This is a genomic window from Pyrobaculum sp., from assembly GCF_049971835.1.
Classification (GTDB): Archaea; Thermoproteota; Thermoprotei; order Thermoproteales; family Thermoproteaceae; genus Pyrobaculum.
The window spans coordinates 1-18,593 of the sequence record NZ_JBMFKV010000022.1 but is presented as its reverse complement, the minus strand read 5'-3'; the positions used below and the strand labels follow the sequence as shown (position 1 = coordinate 18,593).

The following is an 18,593-nucleotide window of genomic DNA, read 5'->3' as shown; positions in this document are numbered from 1 at the left end:
CACCCCGCCTTGCCCCACGCCCCTATGCCGGCGTTCATAAGCCACTTAAGCGCCTCGGACTCCCACCTATCCGCCGCGCCCAGCCTCCTCCTCAGCCACCTGCCGACGACGTCGGCCACGGGGCCGCCGTCGAAGCAGTATCTGCCCAACACCCCGGCTTCCAGCCCGGAGGCGCAGGGCCTTGCTGTGGTTGGATCCACGCCGTACTTCACCACCAGCGATGGGAAGAGGGATTTGAAGTCGAGCTCAGCGACGCGTCTGTAGACCCCCGGCGACCTGGCCCTGGCCATGTCGAAATACGGCATGTCGAAACTCCGCCGCGAGTCCTCCACCACGTAGCCCCTCCTCTCCGCCTCGAAGTGGAAAACCGCCTCGGCCAGCGCCGCGGCTGAGTTGGTCTCCAAGACCTCCAAGACGGCGTCCACCCCGACCCCAGTAACCGAGGAAAAGGCCTCCAGCAACCTCACCGCCTCGGCCGCGAGGAGGTAGAGGGCGTCCAGCACGTCGCCGGGGTCCCCCCTCCACGCCTTGAGAAGCCACACGTCGCCGAACCTCTCCGCGGCCTCTATCCAGAACCCCCTCCTGTAGACTAGGCGGAGGTCCACCAAGACGCCGCCGCAACGCGGCCGCCGCCCCCAGTACGCCACGTACCGCGCAGGTGGGCAACCGACCCCCAGCTCCTCCCCAATCCGCCACCTCCAGACGCCGCCCGCCAGATGCACCGCGGCGACGCCGCCGCCGAGCTCCGGCCTCCTGGCCCCCTCGAGGTAGGCGCGGACGGAGGGGGGTATGTAGGACTGCGCCACTCTGTAGCCTCTGGCGATCAGCTTCGCCCTGAGGGGCTCCCAGCGCCTCGCCGGCTCGGCGACCCGCCACACGGCGTCGCTAGACTCTGTGTATACAAACCCGCGCCTCACCAGAGGCACCAAGTCGACTCTCTCGGCCTTTACAGGTGGCCTGGGGCCAATTACGTACACAAAACATGTATTTTCAATGATGTATATCAGCACAGCTAACAATAAGTACAGAAGAGAGAGTACATTGAAAGTAAACAACGCGGCGGATCTCTTAATCTACAAACTTCGAAGCGCCTAATCGAGTATTGAAGTGGTAAAGTTGAGAGGGTTGCTAGACGGCGTCGGGAGCGGCGGCGCGACGCGTTTTTATACTAGGCGTCGTGTGTGCCGGTGATGAGCTAGCCCCAGCGCGAGTATGAGCGGGTCGATTTGCGCTGATAAAAGTTTTTAAGGAGGCGGCCGCTTTCCTCTATGGAGTTTAGGGTCGGGGCTGTGTCGGTGGTGGTGGCCAAGGGCGACATAACGGAGGTGGAGGCCGACGCCATTGTCAACGCGGCCAACTCCTATCTCGAGCACGGCGGGGGCGTGGCGGGGGCCATAGTGAGGAAGGGAGGCCAGGTAATTCAGGAGGAGAGCCGGGAGTGGGTCAGGAGGCACGGCCCCGTGCCTGTGGGCGGCGTCGCCGTGACCTCCGCGGGGAGGCTCAAGGCGAGGTACGTGATCCACGCAGTTGGGCCTCGGTGCGGCGCCGAGCCTATCGAGAAGCTGGGAGACGCCGTCAGAAACGCCCTTGCCAAGGCTGAGGAGCTGGGCCTCTCTTCTATAGCCTTCCCGGCGATCAGCACGGGGGTCTTCGGATGCCCCTACGAGGCGGCGGCTGAGCAGATGGCGAGGGCGATAAGGGAGGCGGCCCCCGGCCTGAGGGCCGTGCGGCGGGTACTTGTGGTGCTCTACGGCGACGAGGCGTATCAAAAATTCCTAGAGGTTTTTAAAAAGATCTTCTAGGGCTTTGCGGCCGCTTGGAGCACCGCCTCCAGTAGGGCAACCAGATCGCCCTCGTTTTTTATAGATTTTACAAAGCCCAGCACCTCCGGGTCGTCTCCCAGCTCTATCTTCTGCTGGGTTGTGTGGGTGTACTCCGCCGTGTAGCCCGTCTGGGTTGGGCACTTCCTGTAGCTCCCCGACGTCATTTCTAGATACGCCTTGCCGCCTCTCATAGTCACAGACGCGGCGGCGTAGGCGCCTCCCCTGCACTCCTCGACGTGGCTCACCTCTTCAAGAGTGAGGGAGGCGTCGACGAAGTCCTCCCCCTTCTCGATGTAGAAGCTGTGGTAGTTGCTCTCGTTTTTCGCAATTTGGTTAAAGACCTCTATCCACTGGATTATCTTTTCCATTTGCCCTCCACGCACCTAATATTTAAATATTAGCCATCCGCGACGGGCGGCCCCCACGCCTCCGTGTCTCCGTTTTATCTAAAGGTTTTTAATACCCACATCTCAGCGTGACGTGGATATCCCGCTGGTGGTGTATCTTCATTCGTGTCCCAACTGCGGGGGGCCCGTCACCTCTGACAGGCTCGCCCTTGGGTTGCCCTGCCGGGAGTGCCTCCCAGAGGGCTCCAAGGCTACGTCTATCCGCGAGGTGGTCGCGGCTCTGCGGAGGCGGCGGGCGCTTAGGGGCCTGGCGTGGGTAGACACCTACCTCCGTAGCTACGAGGAGTTCTCAGCCTTTTTCAAAGAGGTCGTGGGGTTCGAGATGTGGGGGGCGCAGAGGCTGTGGGCCCGGCGCCTTGTGCGGGGCAAGAGCTTCGCCATAGTGGCGCCGACGGGCTCCGGCAAGACTACGTTTATACTTGTGGCCACTCTATACCTGGCGGGGGGCGGGAGGAGGGCCCTCTTGATATTCCCCACCTCGGCCCTCGCCCACCAGGCCCATAAAAAGCTGGCGGCCTTCGCTGAGAAGGCGGTGCGCAGGGTCAAGGCGCTTGCCTACCACTCCCTCCTCACCGAGCAGGAGAGGAGGGAGGTGTTGGAGGCTTTGGAGAGGGGGGATTTCGACGTGCTGGTCACCACCTCGGCCTTCCTCCCCAGGCGCTTCGACTTGTTGAGCCGGTACAAGTTCGACTTCGTCGCCGCGGACGACGTCGACAGCATACTGCGGGCCACCAGCAAAAACATTGACCGCATCCTGAGGTTGCTGGGGGTCTCCGACTCGGTGCTGAACGCCGCGCTGGAGGTTATCAACCTGGCGAAGCAGATGCGGAAGGCTGAGGTGGCCGGCGATCTTAAGGAGGTGGAGAGGCTGGATCAGCAGATCGCCTCGCTGAGGGCTAGGCTTAGGGAGGAGGTGGGGAAGCTTAAGCTCGGCGTCTTCGTCGCGTCGGGCGCCCTGGCGAAGGCGAGGAGGACCGTGAGGCTGTTGCTCTTCCGGGAGATCCTCGGCTTCGACGTCGGCGGCAGGGCGGAGGGCCTTAGGAACGTCGTCGACCTCTACGCGGAGGCCGGCGGCGACTTGGCGGGGCAGGTGGTGGAGCTTTTAAAGAGGCTGGGCCCCGGCGGCATTGTCTACGTCCAGGACAGGGAGCTGGGGGAGGCCATCGCCGGGCGGGCCAGGGAGGCGGGGATAGCCGTGGAGACCTTCTTCCGCCCGCGCCGCGGCGTCTTGGAGCGTTTCGAGAGGGGGGAGCTGGCGGCGCTGGTGGGCCTCGCCTCTTCTAGATCGGCGCTTGTCAGGGGGATCGACCTGCCCCACGTCATCCGCTACGTGGTCTTTGCCGGGGTGCCGAAGTTTAGGTTTAGAGTTAGGCTGGAGGAGTTCTCCATACCCGCCTACCTAACCTTTCTCTATAACGTGAGGTCTGTCCTATCCGGCGACTTGAGGTACAGGGCTGACAGGCTCATCGGCCAGCTGAAGAGGCTGGCGCCCTACGCGCTGAGCGTGCAGGAGGCGTTGAGGAAAGCCGCCGGGGGCGGGGAGCTTTCCAGCTTCGACAGACACTCAGTGGAGGTGGTGAAGTCCGCGGTGGAGTTCGTCGGCGACTTGCTGAGAAGAGAGGAGATCCGCAGAGCTGTTGAGACCTCTACCGAGGTGAAGCTGGCGTATATAAACGGGGAGATGTACGTCTTGGTGCCCGACGTCACTACCTACATACAGGGCAGCGGCCGGACGTCGCGTCTATACGCCGGGGGGCTATCAAGGGGGCTGAGCGTTGTGTTGGTGGACGACGCCAAGGTCTTCCACGCGCTGAGGCGGGAGCTGAAGCTGAGATTCGACGAGGCGGAGTTCAGGAGGCTGGACGAGGTGGACCTCGGCAAAGTTCTAGAAGAGGTGGATCGGGATAGGAGGGCTATTAGGGATATCATAGAGGGGAGGGCGGCCCCCGCGGCGACCGGCGTCGAGCTTATGAAGACCATCCTCATGATTGTCGAGTCCCCCACCAAGGCCAGGACAATTGCCAACTTCTTCGGGAGGCCCAGCCTGATAATCGCCGACGGGGTACCCATCTACGAGGTCTCCACGGGGGACGCCGTCTTGATGGTCACCGCCTCCCTCGGCCACGTCTACGAGCTCCCCACCTCCCTAGCCAGGATTGAGCAGAGGCAGAGGGAGGTCCTGGCCAAGTGGTTCGGCGACTTTAGACACGACGGCTACAACGGGGAGGATTACGCTGTGATTGTCACAAAGAGCGGCTTCGTCCCGGTTTACAACAAGATCTGGAGGTGCCGGGGCGGCGTATACGTGGACGACGTGGATGTCCCACAGGACTGCAAGCCGCTGGACGTCTTGGAATCCATCAGAAACATAGCGGTGGAGGTAGACACAGTCCTAATAGGCACGGACCCGGACTCCGAGGGCGAGAAGATAGCCTTCGATCTCTACATGGGCCTCCGGCCTTACGTCTCTGACATAAGGCGCGTGGAGTTTCACGAAGTCACTAGGAGGGCTATTCTCAACGCCCTGGCGAGCCCCCGGGGGGTGAGCTTCCCCCTGGTGAAGGGGCAGATTGTGAGGAGGGTGGAGGATCGCTGGATAGGCTTCGGCTTGAGCAAGGTGCTTCAGGAGAGGTTCGGCAACCCCAACCTCTCGGCCGGCAGAGTCCAGACGCCGGTGCTGGGCTGGGTGGTGAAGACCTACGAGGAGTCGCTGAGGAACCGCATGTACAACGTAGATCTCCAGCTAGACGACGTCGACCTCCGCCTGCAGATACCCAGAGACGTGCTGGAGGTCCTGCGCAAGAAGAAGCGGCTGGCGGTTAAGCTTCTGGGGAGGGAGAGCCGAGTGGTCAACCCGCCGCCGCCCTACACCACAGACGAGTTGCTTAGAGACGCCGTGACCAAACTGGGCCTCTCAGCCGACTACGCCATGAAGCTGGCTCAGGACCTCTTTGAAAGCGGCCTCATAACGTACCACCGCACCGACAGCACAAGGGTGTCCACTGCGGGGATCGCCATAGCTAGGGAGTACATCGTCAAGAAATTCGGCGAAGAGGCGTTTAAGCCGAGGACGTGGGGCGAGGAGGGGGAGGGGGCGCACGAGGCCATTAGGCCCACGAGGCCGATAGACGTCGAGGAGCTCCGCGGCCTTGTAAACGCCGGCGTCATCCAGCTCGCCATCCAGCCAACCCGGAGCCACTACCAGCTCTACGACTTGGTCTTCCGGCGCTTCGTGGCGAGCCAGATGGAGCCGAGCGTGGCCCGCGTCGCCAAGTACGAGCTGGAGGTAGACGGCCACGTCCTGGCCCTCGAGCGGGTAGTCGACGTCGAGAAGCAGGGCTTCCAGGTGGTGTACCAGGTAACTCCAGTGGAGCCGGAGCTCCCCACCGGCACTATAGACGTCGTGGTTAAGCGGTACCGCGTCATCAGGAGGGTGCTGTCGCAGGCCGACGTGCTGGCGTTGATGAGGCAGAGAGGCATCGGGAGGCCCAGCACCTACGCCCGCATACTGCAGGTCCTGGCCAAGAGGTACTACGTCTACGTGACAGGCCGCAGTAAGATCATGGTGCCCACCAAACGCGGCATTGAGATATACCACTACCTTGAGAATACGTTTAGTAAACTTGTCGACGAGGAGCGTACAAGACTGATAGAACAGCTTATGGACGCAATCGAAGCCGGCAAGGCTGTATACGAAGAAGTGCTACAGGAGCTGTACAACGAATTTAAGATAAACGTACTGCCCAGCCTATCCAAGACGTAGGTACAACTATGGAGAGGGTCTCAACCTACGTGTTGAAAATCCTCTACCGCGTCGGGTATGGTAGAGGAAGCGTCTAAGGACAAAGGCACTGTCTGTCAGAGGCACATCAAACCCTAGACCAGGAGGCAGACCCTACGTAGCACAGCCGGATGCTGAGTCTAGGCCAGGTGTATTTGGCAATGCAGACCATGTCGCACATCAACGCATCTGTAAAGAGGACGGGAACTTAGATGGCGTCTGTACCCAATCGCAGTCCTATAGAGGCCCTGCCCTACTACGGCGCCGTGCGGATAGGCCCCGTGCGCTACTTCTCTATGTATATACCTGGCTTGAGGGGCAGTGCCGCCTTCTTCTTCCCGCCCAGGTCGGGGGCCTCCGGGTCGTCGGCTAGGTACACCTCCACCGGGGCGCCCAGCGCCTTTTCGATATAGCTCCTATACGACGACAGGGCCTCCACCTCGTTAAACCCCTCCGCCGACGCCGCCAGCGACCGCACCTCGTCCCCCAACGTCTTCACCAGATCCACAACGCGCTTGGCCACCTGCGGCGGGGCCCCCGCGTTTATAACGGCCTTTACGTCGCCGCCGAGCGCCGCCTTGACCCAGGAGAAGTTGGGATTGACGTACACCACGACCCTCTTGACCCCCGGCCCGTACGCCGGTATCTTCTTCACGTCCTCGACCAGCATATCCACGTACCTCTTCGCCAGGAGGGCGGCGGGCTCCGCCTTCAGCCGCGGCCAGGGCGCCTTCGCCGCAAATCCCTCGCCGCCCAGCGCCGACCACACCTCCTCGGCTAGGTGCGGGACGATCGGCTCCATGGCCACCGCCCACGCTCTCGCCGCCTCCACCGCCAGCTTGGATGGCTTCTCCACGGCGGCTAGGTACTGGTCGAAGACGGCCTTGGCGTTGTAGAGAACCTCAACCGCCGCCTGCCTCACCCTCACCTTTTCATACGCCTCCCTCGCCCTCTCCAGCAACAGCGCCACCTCAGACACAAGCCACATGTCTAGCCAATTCGGCCTCCGGTCCTCAGCCCCCTGGGCCAGCCTCTGCGCCAGGGTGTAGATCGACATCAGCTGTTGCGCGTTTCTACGAGCCTCGGCGTCTCTGAAGTCGAGGTCTTGCTCCACCTCAGCCGATATCGCCAGCGTCGCCCTCAGCGGGTCGGGGCCGTACATCTCAACCGCCCTGTCTAGAGGCAGGACGTTGCGCTTAGACTTAGACATCTTCTCGCCCTCCCTCAACACCCAGCCGTTGGCCACGATCTGCCTCGGCCACTTCTCCCTGGGGAATATGGCAACGTGGTTGAAGATGAAGAAGGTTAGGTGGTTGGGTATCAAGTCCTTGCCGGAGTTCCTCGAGTCCAGGGGGTACCAGTACTCAAACTCCTCTCTAATAGCCTTGAGAGCCTCTGGAGAGGCCCCGATCCTCCTGGCCACCTCCTCGGCGGTGCCCACGCCTAGGAAGACGTAGTCCCAGAACTCCTCGGTGAGCTGTTCCGGCTTTAGGCCGAAGTGCCTTATCTTCTTGATCACGGTGTAGTACGCCATGTATATCGTCGAGTCGCTGAGGCTCTCTATAACCCAGCCGCCGCTCCACGGCAGAGGCGTCCCGAGGCCCCTCGTCCTCGCACACGCCCTCTTGTCCAGCCAGTCGATAGTGGCGTAGAAATGCGACTTCGCCTCCGGCGGGATTATAGACATGGCGCCGACCAGCTCCCTAGCCAGCTCCTTCCACCTAGACTCGCCGTAGTTTATAAACCACTGATCCTCCAACACCTTCACCACAATCTCAGTGCCGCAACGGCAGTACACAGGCTTATTCATAATGTCGTACATCACCCCGCCCAGGCCGGACTCTACAAGCCACTTCGAGATAAACTCCCGGGCCTCCCTCACCGGCCTCCCCGCGAAGTACATCTTGAAGACAGCCCTCACCATGGACCGGGCGGGCTCGGGGAGGTGCCCCCCCACCCGCTCCGCCACGTCCTCCCGCATGTAGCCCCTGGCGTACTCAGCGGAGTAGACCTCCTTAGTAGCCTCCTCCAGAGCGGGGTCTGTCTGGCTCTTTATGCCCATGCGCTCCACCACCTCCTTCGCGGGGTAGTCCCCGTAGCCCTCCACCCTGATCAGGGGGATGAGCCTCACCGCGTTCATGTCGCGGAGGGCGGCGTAGTCGTAGGGGGCGTGCGCCGGCACGGACATAACCACCCCGGTGCCCACCCCGGGGTCTACAAACCTCGCCTCGTACACAGGCACCCACTCCCCAGTCACCGGGTTCTGCACCACCCTCCCCACGAACTCCCTCCCCTTGGCCTCCCTCAGCACCTTGACGCCGCCTTGGAAGGAGAGGCGGCGGGCCGCGTCTCTGCTGAGCACCATTCTGCGGCCGTCGTACTCAGCCACGACGTAGTCAGCCTCAGGGTTAATCCACATGTTAGTCACGCCGGGCACAGTCTCCGGCCTCAGGGTGGCCGCCGGGAACACCAGCCCCTCGCCGTCTGCGAAGTATATCAGCGTCCACTGGCCGATCTCCGGCTCCTTGTCGTCCTTGGTGTCGTGGGCCCCCACGGGCATGGAGTGCCTCGGGCACCAGCCCACGGGGTGCCTCCCCCGGACGATAAGCCCCTTCTTCCTCAGCTTCTCAAACTGCCACTGGATAAAACGCTGGTACTCCGGATCGATGGTGGTGAACTCCCTACTCCAGTCTATGCCAAGGCCGAACCTCTGCATCGCCCTCTTAGACTGCTCGTGGAAGTAACGAGCCAGGTACAGCGGGTCCCCCATCTTCTTAATCTCGGACTCCGGCACCCCGTATATGGCCATGTACTCCTCCGCCACCGCCGCGTCGCCCGAGGCTATGGCCTCGGCGATGGTCAAAATCGGCGTGCCGGTGTAGTGGAAACCCATGGGGAAGAGGGAGACCCGGCCCATGTGTCTATAGAAACGGGCCAGCACGTCAGCTATTAGGTACGTCCGCCCGTGGCCGATATGTATGGCGCCGTTGGGATAGGGATACGCCGCCGTGATGAAGTACTTCGGCCTCCCCGCCTCCGGCTCCGGCTCGAAAACCCTGGCCTCGGCCCACCTCCTCTGCCACCTCTCCCCCAGCTCAAGGAAGAACCTAGCCAACTCGCTCATAGCCTCTAAATGCCCCGTGTATTTAAACCTGGTATACGTACACCCTAAGAGCCGGGTTGTAAGCCACCAGCCTCAGCCCAGGGACCTCCCACATGTAGGAGACCACGTAGGCCCCCGGCCTCAGCTCCCTCCTAAACTTCTCGGCAAGCCTGGCGTTTACAGAAGGCCACTGGAAGATATAGACAACATCGGCGTCTCTAAGCGGCGTCTTGAACATGTCGCCAAGCACCACCCTGCACCTGCAACGGAGCGCGCAGACCAGCCACCTAACGGGGTCTATCTCCACGCCCACGGGGACGGCGCCCATCGCCTTCGCAAGGGCCAGCACCCCGCCGTATCCACACCCCAAGTCGTAGATCCTCCTGCCCGCCACGCCGATCCTCCTAAAGGCCCACTCCGCCGCCTTTCTACTCGACGTGCTGTAAGCCCCGCCCCTACCCACGAGGTAGGGCCACAGGAAGTGGAGAACGGCGACGATGGCGGCGACTGCGACTACGTAGATCATTCCACCCTCCTCGCGACGATCCCCAGGTCATCGATCCCTACGACCTCCACCACGTCGCCAGGCGCGCACGAGCCGCAGTACACCCTCCAGTAGGCCCCCTCCAGCTTCACCAAAGCCCAGCCGCCCTCCACCTCCACCACCACACCCCTCTTCCCCACCACAGAGGCAGAGGGAGGCGGCCTCCTCTTGAACTCCCGGCTAGACTTAAGCCCCACCACCACAATCAGCATGTAGACCGAGAGGAGCGCGCCGCCGAGGGGGTAGCCCAGCCACGGCGGTATCCGCCCGAGAAAGGTGAAGAGAAGGACGAGTCCACCGACAAGGCCCAGAGCCGACGCAGAGATAACCACATCCACACGGCCCACTCCACACGGGTTTAAATGTCCGCCCCTTGGAGGGGGCGTTTTCACAGCCGCCGAGGCGGCGCCTCGACACCCCACGCCAGGGGCGCGTATAGACACGCCACCAGCTTATAAACTAACCTCCGCAAACTATTAAAACCACTAAGAATTAGATGCAGTGCTGGACAACGTCAAGGTTGAGATTTTGAAAAAAATCGCGACCCAGGGCTACACCACGGTAACTGATGTAGTTAAAGACCTAGGCATAACGTGGGGCGCCGCCCAGTGGCACCTCTTCTGGCTTGAAAACAACGGCTATGTAAAATCCGTCAAGATAAACAACACAACTATATATATTATAAACTGTCCAAACCTCATTAGGAAGCTAGACGCAGTAGAGAAAGCACTAGCCAAGACTGAAACAAAGGGCACAAGACACACGGCGTAGTCATTGCCAAATAAGCTAATCCATAGACCCAACGCAACACTCTAGACCACTTACACAGCGTGTGGGGTGCCGTTATTCGATCTGTTAGCTGTTTCAACTAAACTATTGCAAAGCCAAGAAAATTGCTACGTTGTAGGCAAGCCGCTCGCAGTCTAATAAGTCCAGTACCAGTAGTAGGTAGCCCTCCTTTTTCTGTATACCAATGCTGTTAGGGCGCCTGCGATGAAGCCGCCTATGTGGGCGAAGTAGGCGACGCCGCTCTGCGACAGGGTTATGAACTCCAGGGCGCCGTAGAAGAGCTGGTAGAGGAACCAGAACCCGATGTAGGCCCACGCCGGCACCTCGACCATCGTTATGACGAAGAATAGTATGAGCGTCAAGATGCGGGCTCTTGGGTATAGCACCATGTAGGCGCCGAGCACGCCGCTTATGGCCCCGGAGGCCCCGAGCGCCGGCATGTACACTGGGCTTGGGCCGGGGTAGCCCGCCGCCGCCATTAACGAGGCTTGGGTCTCCACCGCCATGTAGTGTGTGAACGCCGCGGCGAGGCCCCAGAAGAGGTAGAGGAGGAGGAAGGTGCCGTGGCCGTAGTAATCCTCCACGTTGTCGCCGAATACCCAGAGGTAGAGCATGTTCCCCACTATGTGGAGCACGCCCCCGTGGAGAAACATGTGGGTGACCCACCGGTAGGGCTCCTCCCACGCCAGCGCCGGGACGAAGGCGTACTGCTGAACAAACCGGGGGTTGAGGAGCTCGTATATAAACACGGCAATGTTTATAAAGACAAGGGCCTTGGTGACGTAGGGAAACGTCCTCGTTGGGTTGATGTCGCGTAGCGGGATGGCCACTTGTTAAATAGCTCCACTATTTAAAACCAGAGAGGAGGTGGCTACCGTCGCAGTGGGCCCCGGGGGTGTTGAGCTCGAGGAACTCCTCGCGGCATATGGAGAACTGCAGTCCGTGTCTCCGGGCGGCCTCCGCGGCTAGTTCCAGCACCTTCCTCCGGTAGTTCTTGGGGGCGTACCACTGGCCGTGGAAGTACTGCCCCTCTTCGAAGTACATCCTCCGCCAGGTGGGCGCCTTGTCTGGGAAGGCCTTGGCGAGGCGGGCGAAGTTGTCTCTCTTGGCTTTGTAGGTGCTGGCAACGAGATGCGCCGCACCAGCCGCCGCGGCTCGGGACGCCACCTCCTCTATGTTGCCGGCGTCGTCGTTTAGGAGTGGGACGAGGGGGTCGAGCCTCACGGAGACTGGTATGCCAGCCGCCGATAGGCGCCTCACGGCCTCCAGCCTGCCGGCTGGGCGGGGGGCCCTGGGCTCCAGAGCCGCGGCCAGGTCCTCCCTCAGCGTGGTGATGGTGATCTGCACGGCGGCCCTCCCCCGGTGCCTCTGGAGTATGTCAAGGTCGCGGAGGACTAGGGGGGACTTTGTGACTATCAACACCCTGTACCCCCTCTCGAGGAGGGCCTCTAGGACTCTCCTCGTGAGGCCGAGCCGCGCCTCAGGCGGCGTGTAGGGGTCGGAGGAGTTGGATAGCGCCACCACGCCCCCCCGGGGGATCTTCTCCAGATCCCGCCTAACCTTTTCCAGCAACCCCTCCTTGGGCCTGGGGCTGAAGGCGTCTGGGATGTACGACGTTATGTAGCAGTAGAGGCAACCGTGGCCGCAACCGGTGTAGGGATTCAGCCCGTATTTGAAGGGGCACGGGCAGAGGGGGTTTCTCCACGGGTCGAAGGGCCTCACGGCGCTGAGCGACACGCGCACGGCGCGGCTCATACAGCTCCTGCGGGGGCGGCTACTTGCGTCCTGTCTGCCTAATCTCAATACCCATTTCCCTCAGCTGTCTGCTCAGCATCTTGAGCATTGTCTTGACGTCTATCTCCGCCACGCGTCCGTCCACCACCTCGAAGTGCACCCAGTCGTGGGAGACCCTGAGCCTCTTGGCCCTGGCGATTCTCATACGCCTCACGTAGAGCCCCATCTCCTCTAGGTTGGGGTCCACCTCCAGCTGCACTATCACGTCGGCGAGGTGCAGGGCGGCTGTGAGGACTCCGTACACCTCCTCCACGTCTGTATGCGCCGTGGCCACCACCAGCGACTCTGTGTACTTGGCGAAGATCTTGAAGGCGCGGAAGACGTCCAGAGCCGAGCCGGGGCTTCTGAGCAACACCTCGTTTAGCGAGTCCACCACCACAACCCCCGACCTGAACTCCGGGGCGAACTCCGTCAGCTTGTTAATCAGGGCGTAGGCGTCTGGCGCCTCCAGCCTGTGCCTCGCCGCCGGCTTCAGTTTAGCCAGCCGCTCGTTGGAAGGGACAAAGCCGTCCACAACCACCACCCGGTCCACCGGCGCCCCTCGGCTTCTCAAATCCTCCAAAACCTCGTCCCCCAGGGCGTCGATTGCGAAGAAGAGCACCGGGGCCCCCGACCTCGCCGCCGTGGCCGCTATCGCCGAGGCGAAGAAAGTCTTGCCGACGCCGAGGAACCCCTCTATAAGAACGACGTAACCTGGGGGGAGGCCGTCGGGAATCTGCTCATCAATTGGATCTATACCAGTCTTAAAACCCATAAAGCCACGTGCACACAGCTATAAAACAGTAACACCCAGCACGCCCCTCTGCCCCCCGCCGACTCGGCAACGGCGAGGTGCAAACCCAGCGCCGCGTGGGCGTAGGCGGCTGTGGAAGTCGGCGTCTATACCGTCAGCCTCCTCAGCCTCACCACGGCCTTGGCCCCGTCTAGCTCGGCCTCTGCGTAGTAGCCGTCCTTCAGAGGGCCGGGGTTTACCAAGACCGTGTCGCCTATTATGTCGATTCCCCTATCCTCGTGTATGTGGCCGTGGACCGAGAGAATCGGCTGCTTCTCCTCTATATACCTCTTCACTGAGAGGCTCCCCACGGGCCTCACGCCGCCCACCTTGTCCAGGTGGCCCCTGGGGGGGTTGTGCACCACCAAGATGTGGGGCGTCGGCGAAAGGGAGTAAAGAAGAACCCCCAGATCCTCCTCAGAGACTCTAAACAAGTCGTCGAAGGGGGTGGGCAGGCTACCGCCGGCGCCCCCCACCGTATACGGCCCCAGAGGCAGGTCCCTCCCGTGTACAGACCGGACGGCGCCCTTCTCAAACCCGGCGAGCTCTGGAGGGTCCGTATTGCCCGGGACGAAGTACACCGGCGCGATCTCCGCCAAGGCCTCCAGCACCTCCACGGCGGCCTCCACCCTCCGCCGGTAGGTAAAGTCGCCCGCCGCGATAACGGCGTCGTAGCTCCCCCTTATCGACCTAGCCTGCCTAACGCCGTCGTGCACATCTGCGACAAGAAGCAGGCGCATAGAAGGGGGGAAATTCACTAGATATAAAGTATGAGACACGCCTACGCGAGCCCAAGCCAGCCGACATAGCCTCCACAAAGGGTGCCGGGTGACCCCACTAGCTGTATCCTGCAAATACACTAGACCTGGAAATACTATTCCCTCCTCACATCTTCTAGAGCGTCTGAGAGCCCTCCGAGCACGTCGAGTTTGTACTCCTCGACGAGCTTCGCCAAGCCGCAAATCACCTTCACCTCCGTCTCAAGATCTGTCTGGAGACAGCGCCTCCCGATCTCCGCCACGTACCTCCACCTGCCGCGCCCCGCCGCGGCTGAGGCAAGCAGTGCGCAGAAAGACTCGCGAATTGCCCCGCCGTAGGCGTGTCCCAGGGCAATTCCCAGTATCACAACGTCGGGTCTACCAAGTCTGCACCCAATTCTCTTGAGGAGAGTTGGTAAATTTAGAAAAAGGGAGGTAGCGCTGTCGTCCCAGTTGACGTTTATCTTCTCCGCAATTGTGACTAGCTCCCTATTCTTCTCTTTTAGAATCTCCTCTAATAGCCCTATATCTATCTGGATGTCCTTTTCTAGTTCGTAAATATCTTTAATATATGAATCAATGTCTAATACATCTCTTTCTAAATCCATTATAAAATCTTCATATATATTTGTTAGTTGATTAACATAGTGTTGTGACAAGTTAAGTATTAGGTTGAGGATCTCTCTAGCGGTTGCTATAATCCTATTAGACTCATTAGTCGCTCTGTCTAGAATCTCGTCGGCGTTAACCACACCCATCTAGATAACTCTAGCTTCCTACTTTAAAGTATATCCCTTAACACACGCCGCGGCGGCGCTGTATGCGTATAGCTACGCACCGCCGGCGGCTCTTTCAATAGCCGTTACACGCTTGGGTAGTAGAGGCGGAAGATTTCCCGGAGCTCTGCCAGCTGTTGTTCTCTGCCTAGCCTCCTGACGATATTGCGCGCCAGGGCCCACACCGCGTTGACGTCTCTACTCAGCTGGATTTTGCAACTGGGGCACCTCACCAGCCTCCCCCTCTTCTCCATCTTCCCCCCGCATATGGGGCAGACGTCTGAGATCATGGTGGTGTGTAGCTCGACGTAGTGCTCCCGCGCCAGGTCAAACACCTCCTGGAGGAGGTGCTGGAACTTGGGGGCGATGGGCAAGTCGACTATGAGTAGGTTGACCCCCTTCTTGGGGTGGAAAGCCTCTTTTATCCCCCCGGCGACGCCCTTGGCCACGAGCTCCACGTAGCCCCCGATTCTAAATACGCGGAACATCACGCCGCCCTCGTTTACATCCATTGCGTGGATTACGAAAGGCGTCCCCTCCACCAGCTCCGGCAGGCCAAGCCTCTCGTCTCCCCGCACCAGCCTGAGCACCACGCCGTCTTTCCTAACCAGGGCCTCGGCTCTAGAGAGCCCGAACTGGGCCGCGTCTGTATACGTCATTCTCCAGCTTTTGTAGACGCAGAGAGGCATGTCGCCGGAGTAAAGCGCCACGAAGCTCTCCACCAGCCTCACCACGCCGCCCAAGTCGACGACTCTGTAGTCGCCGCCAAGCGCCTCCCTCGCCTTCTCAACATCGCATCTTAGATGATAGGTAAACACAACAAGGCAGGCATTGATATTTTAAATACTCTACGCCGCCCCGATGCGCCACGCCCCACAACTGTTTACTGTAGACCTCTTAAGCGTCTGAGGACGCCAGGTTGATAGGGACTAAATAAAGGTTAAACCCTATTTCACAACGTCTATAAACGTTGCTACCACTTCTTGAAAAAATCTAAGATGTCTGTGGTGGGACAACGCCTTTATATCCGCATTTCACCCCCCTCTCCCCAATCTCTGTCAAGTTATTAGTGGCGATTTGTATGTACTACCAGGCTTAACCACGGCGCACAACCTAGCCATCTACACGATGATATTCTTCACCGCCAGTTGCCTAATACCTAGCGGTGAAACTTCGTGGTTAGCTAGACGTAGTCCTCACAAAGCCGTAGTCGGCTAGGTTCATAGTCTTGAGGGCGTTTACCACACAGTCGCCGCGTTCTGTGTATGAGGCTACGAAGGCCTCGAAGTGGCCCACCTTGAGCGTCTTCGCAGGCCTGCCAGAGGGGTCTAGGAGCACAAGCACCACGGGGGTTGGCGGGTCGTTTAGGAAGTCGTACGGCGGCTTGAACACGTAGACGTTGTAGGTAGCGCCGCCCTTCCTCCCTTCATACAGCTCCCAGTACTCCGTCGACTTGCCCAGCGGCTTGAGCTCCACGTACTTATTTATGAGGAAAGGCACGTAGGCGTAGACGCAGTCCACGGCCCCGGTCTCCAGCCTCGACCACGTGGCGTCGAGATTCGGCGCCACGTCCGTTAGGTCTGTGTTGGGGAGGGAGCTGGGGACGTATATATACAGCGTGCCGTTGTAGACGTACCGCACCCCCAGCGCCGCGTATCTGCTGGTCAGGTCGACGCCGCACTTCTGTTGCAACATCCAGCTCGCCGCCAGCTCTCTGTAGCCAATCGGGCCCTTGTTTGGATCAACCAGCGACAGCTTTATCTTCGGGATGTCGCCGAGCTCCACAGCCCTTCTGCAGACCAGAGCCAGCTTGAAGCGGCCTAGTGAAAATATCTCCCTCGCCCCCGTCCTCTCGGCGTCCGGCTTCAGCTCGATGTCGACGGAGGCGAATACGTCGGGCTTGGCGCCTCCCTGTATCCTCCTGATGCCCTCCACGGAGCCCACCGACTGGATGCCGTCGACCCCAAGGCCCGCCTTCGTAGCCGCGTCTTTCACCACTCTAATCAAGGCAGGGGCCACAAAACCCACCACTCCGCCGGAGCAAGCCGAGGTTTGCGCCGCCGTCTGGGCTTGGGTAGACGTAACAGTGGACGTGGCCGACGTCTGGGTGGAGGGGGGCAACTGCGGCGCTGTTGCCGGTAGCGGGGGCTGCGGCTTTGACGAAGTAAATACAACAGCCAGCACCGCCACGAGTATCACGACCCCTATAGCTATGTATATCCATTTCTGGGGCATAATGAGGGAGAACGGGGAGTTTTTTAACCATTCTCTCTGAATAAAACCATAAAATAATTTCATAATTTACATAAAAAACTTTTATTTACACATACAGGAACCTCTTGATAAAATTCTACATATACAGAATATTTCGTAACCACATATAAAACATATACAGCTACTTATAATTTAATTTTTTGTAGTTTTATTTATTTAATACAAGTAAGTCTTTTATGGGGGGTCCATGGTCTCTACATGCTGGCGTTGCTTGTCATCCTCTTTATGATCCTCTTATTGATAGTCCTGCCTCTAGCCCACGCGGGGGAGCTGGCGCCGGGGCTGGGGGAGAGCCTTGTTCTCACGGCTCTTTTCAGCGTAGCGGCCTCGGCGCTGGCCTTGTTGCCGGGCCTCGCGGTGGCTATGTGGGGGAGGGCCCCCGGGAGGGGGCTGGCGGCTCAGATTCTCTACGTCCCGGCGGTGGTGCCCCCCACGGCCGTGGGAGTGCTTCTCCTTGGCTCAGTGACCGCCCCTGGGAAGATCTGCGGCTGGCTGGGGGTGGACTGTAGATACGTATCGGAGGCGCTGTACGGGCTGTTCGTCAACAAGCCGGCTGGCATAGTACTGGCTATGTTTGTAATGGCTCTTCCTGTTGTCTACGCTGTCTTCGACGGAGCTTTGAGGGAGGTGAGGGCGGAGGCGTACTTCAGGTCGCTGGGCTTCGGCGGGTTGAGGCTTCTGTGGCTTGTCCTCCTCTCCCTGAGGAGAGCCGCCGCCTCCGCCTTTATCTTCTCCTTCCTCAGGGGGTTCGGCGAGCTGGGCGTCCTCCTGATATTCGCCGCCTACCCCCCGACCCTGCCCATCTACATATACAACTCCTGGCTCATCTACGGCGTCGGCCCGGCGGTGACCGCCTCTCTGCTGACCATGGCCATCGGCGTGGTGTCCGCGTACGTGATTAGGCTATGGCTCTCTCGGTGAGGGGGCTGAGGGCCAGGAGGGGGCGCTTCGAGCTGTTCGTCGAGTCTCTCACCGTAAATTCGGTGGTGGTTCTGCTTGGGAGGAATGGGAGCGGCAAGACCACTCTGCTAGACGCGGTCGCCGGCGTGATCCCCGCGGAGGGGGTGGTGGAGGCGTGCGGACGCGACGTCTCGGCGCTACCGCCCGAGGAGAGGAGGCTGGTGTACATCCAGGCGACGCCGGTGGACCCCCCGGCTAAGGCGGGGAAGTTCCTCAAGGCGGTGGCGGCGCGGTGGGGGAGGGACAGCCGCGCCGTGTTGGAGGTGGCGGAGAGGCTTGGGATTAGGCATCTGCTGGAGGCCTCCAGCATGTCTACTGGGCAGAAGCAGCTGGTCAACATCGCGGCGGGGCTTCTGGCGGATCCATGCGCCTTCTTAATGGACGAGCCGGCGTCCCACCTAGACTGGTTTAACAAGAGGCTTGTGAACAACGTCGTGAGGAAGCTGGACAAGCCTGTGCTGTACGTAACCCACGACCCGATCGAGGCGGCGTATGTGGGAGACCGCATCTGCGTAGTGGAGCAGGGCAGGTTGACGAAGTGCGTAGACAACCCCGGCGTGAAGACAGACGACGTGGACCGCTTCGTGGAGGCACTGTTTTCATAAGGGCATTTGGCTACGCGAGTCTACATTAGAGTAGACTTGTGAGTGTGGTTATCTCGGTGATGATCCCCAGGGAGTTGAGAGATAAGCTGAGAGAGCCGGGTATAGACTACTACCGCGAAATTGTGGAGTTTCTCAAGAGGAGGGTCCAGGAGGAGTACTACGGACAGATGAGCGAGAGGTATAAGAGGCTCTTGGAGAGGGGGCCGC

The 18,593-nt window shown here is 60.3% G+C and carries 16 protein-coding genes and 1 pseudogene; 5 read left to right on the top strand and 12 right to left on the bottom strand.

What is annotated here, in order from left to right; all coding sequences use genetic code 11:
• A pseudogene (locus tag ACP5J3_RS03415) lies at positions 1 to 977 on the bottom strand (DNA-directed DNA polymerase); the annotation flags it as partial.
• A 291-nt stretch (positions 978 to 1,268) separates the two neighbouring features.
• On the opposite strand from ACP5J3_RS03415, the gene ACP5J3_RS03410 reads away from it, so the two are divergent.
• Positions 1,269 to 1,802, top strand: a complete 534-nt coding sequence (locus ACP5J3_RS03410) for an ADP-ribose-binding protein (protein ID WP_428494367.1) — start codon at positions 1,269 to 1,271, stop codon at positions 1,800 to 1,802.
• On the opposite strand, the gene ACP5J3_RS03405 is transcribed toward ACP5J3_RS03410, so the two are convergent.
• Positions 1,799 to 2,191, bottom strand: a complete 393-nt coding sequence (locus tag ACP5J3_RS03405; protein WP_014289718.1) for a hypothetical protein — start codon at positions 2,189 to 2,191, stop codon at positions 1,799 to 1,801. The two genes, ACP5J3_RS03410 and ACP5J3_RS03405, sit on opposite strands and share 4 nt — an antisense overlap.
• Before the next feature lie 112 nt (positions 2,192 to 2,303).
• On the opposite strand from ACP5J3_RS03405, the gene rgy reads away from it, so the two are divergent.
• Complete coding sequence (rgy, locus tag ACP5J3_RS03400) at positions 2,304 to 5,993, top strand: reverse gyrase (protein ID WP_428494366.1); 3,690 nt, start codon at positions 2,304 to 2,306, stop codon at positions 5,991 to 5,993.
• Positions 5,994 to 6,297: 304 nt separating this feature from the next.
• Here rgy and leuS read toward each other — a convergent pair whose 3' ends face one another.
• Genes leuS through ACP5J3_RS03385 form a run of 3 tightly spaced genes read right to left on the bottom strand, consistent with a single transcriptional unit; the run spans position 6,298 to position 9,996 of the window.
• Entirely contained in the window at positions 6,298 to 9,135 is a 2,838-nt protein-coding gene (leuS, locus tag ACP5J3_RS03395) for a leucine--tRNA ligase (protein WP_428494365.1), read from the bottom strand.
• 22 nt (positions 9,136 to 9,157) lie between these two features.
• The gene (locus tag ACP5J3_RS03390; RefSeq protein ID WP_428494364.1) at positions 9,158 to 9,640 is read right to left on the bottom strand and encodes a class I SAM-dependent methyltransferase; all 483 of its coding nucleotides are present in this window, start codon (positions 9,638 to 9,640) and stop codon (positions 9,158 to 9,160) included.
• Complete coding sequence (locus tag ACP5J3_RS03385; protein WP_428494363.1) at positions 9,637 to 9,996, bottom strand: NfeD family protein; 360 nt, start codon at positions 9,994 to 9,996, stop codon at positions 9,637 to 9,639. Before ACP5J3_RS03385 ends, ACP5J3_RS03390 begins: the two co-directional genes overlap by 4 nt.
• Before the next feature lie 163 nt (positions 9,997 to 10,159).
• On the opposite strand from ACP5J3_RS03385, the gene ACP5J3_RS03380 reads away from it, so the two are divergent.
• Positions 10,160 to 10,429, top strand: coding sequence for a helix-turn-helix domain-containing protein (locus tag ACP5J3_RS03380; protein WP_428494362.1), 270 nt, complete (start codon positions 10,160 to 10,162; stop codon positions 10,427 to 10,429).
• Positions 10,430 to 10,581: 152 nt separating this feature from the next.
• On the opposite strand, the gene ACP5J3_RS03375 is transcribed toward ACP5J3_RS03380, so the two are convergent.
• The 7 genes from ACP5J3_RS03375 to ACP5J3_RS03345 form a co-directional block, all read right to left on the bottom strand.
• Entirely contained in the window at positions 10,582 to 11,277 is a 696-nt protein-coding gene (locus ACP5J3_RS03375) for a rhomboid family intramembrane serine protease (protein ID WP_428494361.1), read from the bottom strand.
• 16 nt (positions 11,278 to 11,293) lie between these two features.
• Positions 11,294 to 12,202: an SPL family radical SAM protein gene (locus ACP5J3_RS03370; RefSeq protein ID WP_428494360.1), complete on the bottom strand. Its 909-nt coding sequence runs from the start codon at positions 12,200 to 12,202 to the stop codon at positions 11,294 to 11,296.
• A 19-nt stretch (positions 12,203 to 12,221) separates the two neighbouring features.
• Positions 12,222 to 12,995: an RAD55 family ATPase gene (locus ACP5J3_RS03365; protein ID WP_428494359.1), complete on the bottom strand. Its 774-nt coding sequence runs from the start codon at positions 12,993 to 12,995 to the stop codon at positions 12,222 to 12,224.
• 125 nt (positions 12,996 to 13,120) lie between these two features.
• Positions 13,121 to 13,753 (bottom strand): metallophosphoesterase family protein, encoded by a 633-nt coding sequence (locus tag ACP5J3_RS03360; RefSeq protein ID WP_428494358.1) that lies wholly within the window; start codon positions 13,751 to 13,753, stop codon positions 13,121 to 13,123.
• Positions 13,754 to 13,887: 134 nt separating this feature from the next.
• Positions 13,888 to 14,529, bottom strand: coding sequence for a hypothetical protein (locus tag ACP5J3_RS03355; RefSeq protein ID WP_428494357.1), 642 nt, complete (start codon positions 14,527 to 14,529; stop codon positions 13,888 to 13,890).
• A gap of 104 nt (positions 14,530 to 14,633) precedes the next feature.
• On the bottom strand, positions 14,634 to 15,365 hold the full coding sequence (locus tag ACP5J3_RS03350) for a zinc ribbon domain-containing protein (protein WP_428494356.1): 732 nt from the start codon (positions 15,363 to 15,365) through the stop codon (positions 14,634 to 14,636).
• 361 nt (positions 15,366 to 15,726) lie between these two features.
• Positions 15,727 to 16,782: an ABC transporter substrate-binding protein gene (locus ACP5J3_RS03345; protein ID WP_428494355.1), complete on the bottom strand. Its 1,056-nt coding sequence runs from the start codon at positions 16,780 to 16,782 to the stop codon at positions 15,727 to 15,729.
• Positions 16,783 to 17,019: 237 nt separating this feature from the next.
• On the opposite strand from ACP5J3_RS03345, the gene ACP5J3_RS03340 reads away from it, so the two are divergent.
• On the top strand, positions 17,020 to 17,742 hold the full coding sequence (locus ACP5J3_RS03340; RefSeq protein WP_428494354.1) for a sulfate ABC transporter permease: 723 nt from the start codon (positions 17,020 to 17,022) through the stop codon (positions 17,740 to 17,742).
• The gene (locus ACP5J3_RS03335; RefSeq protein WP_428494353.1) at positions 17,727 to 18,386 is read left to right on the top strand and encodes an ATP-binding cassette domain-containing protein; all 660 of its coding nucleotides are present in this window, start codon (positions 17,727 to 17,729) and stop codon (positions 18,384 to 18,386) included. The genes ACP5J3_RS03340 and ACP5J3_RS03335 overlap by 16 nt, the downstream gene beginning before the upstream one ends.
• The last annotated feature ends 207 nt before the right edge of the window (positions 18,387 to 18,593 follow it).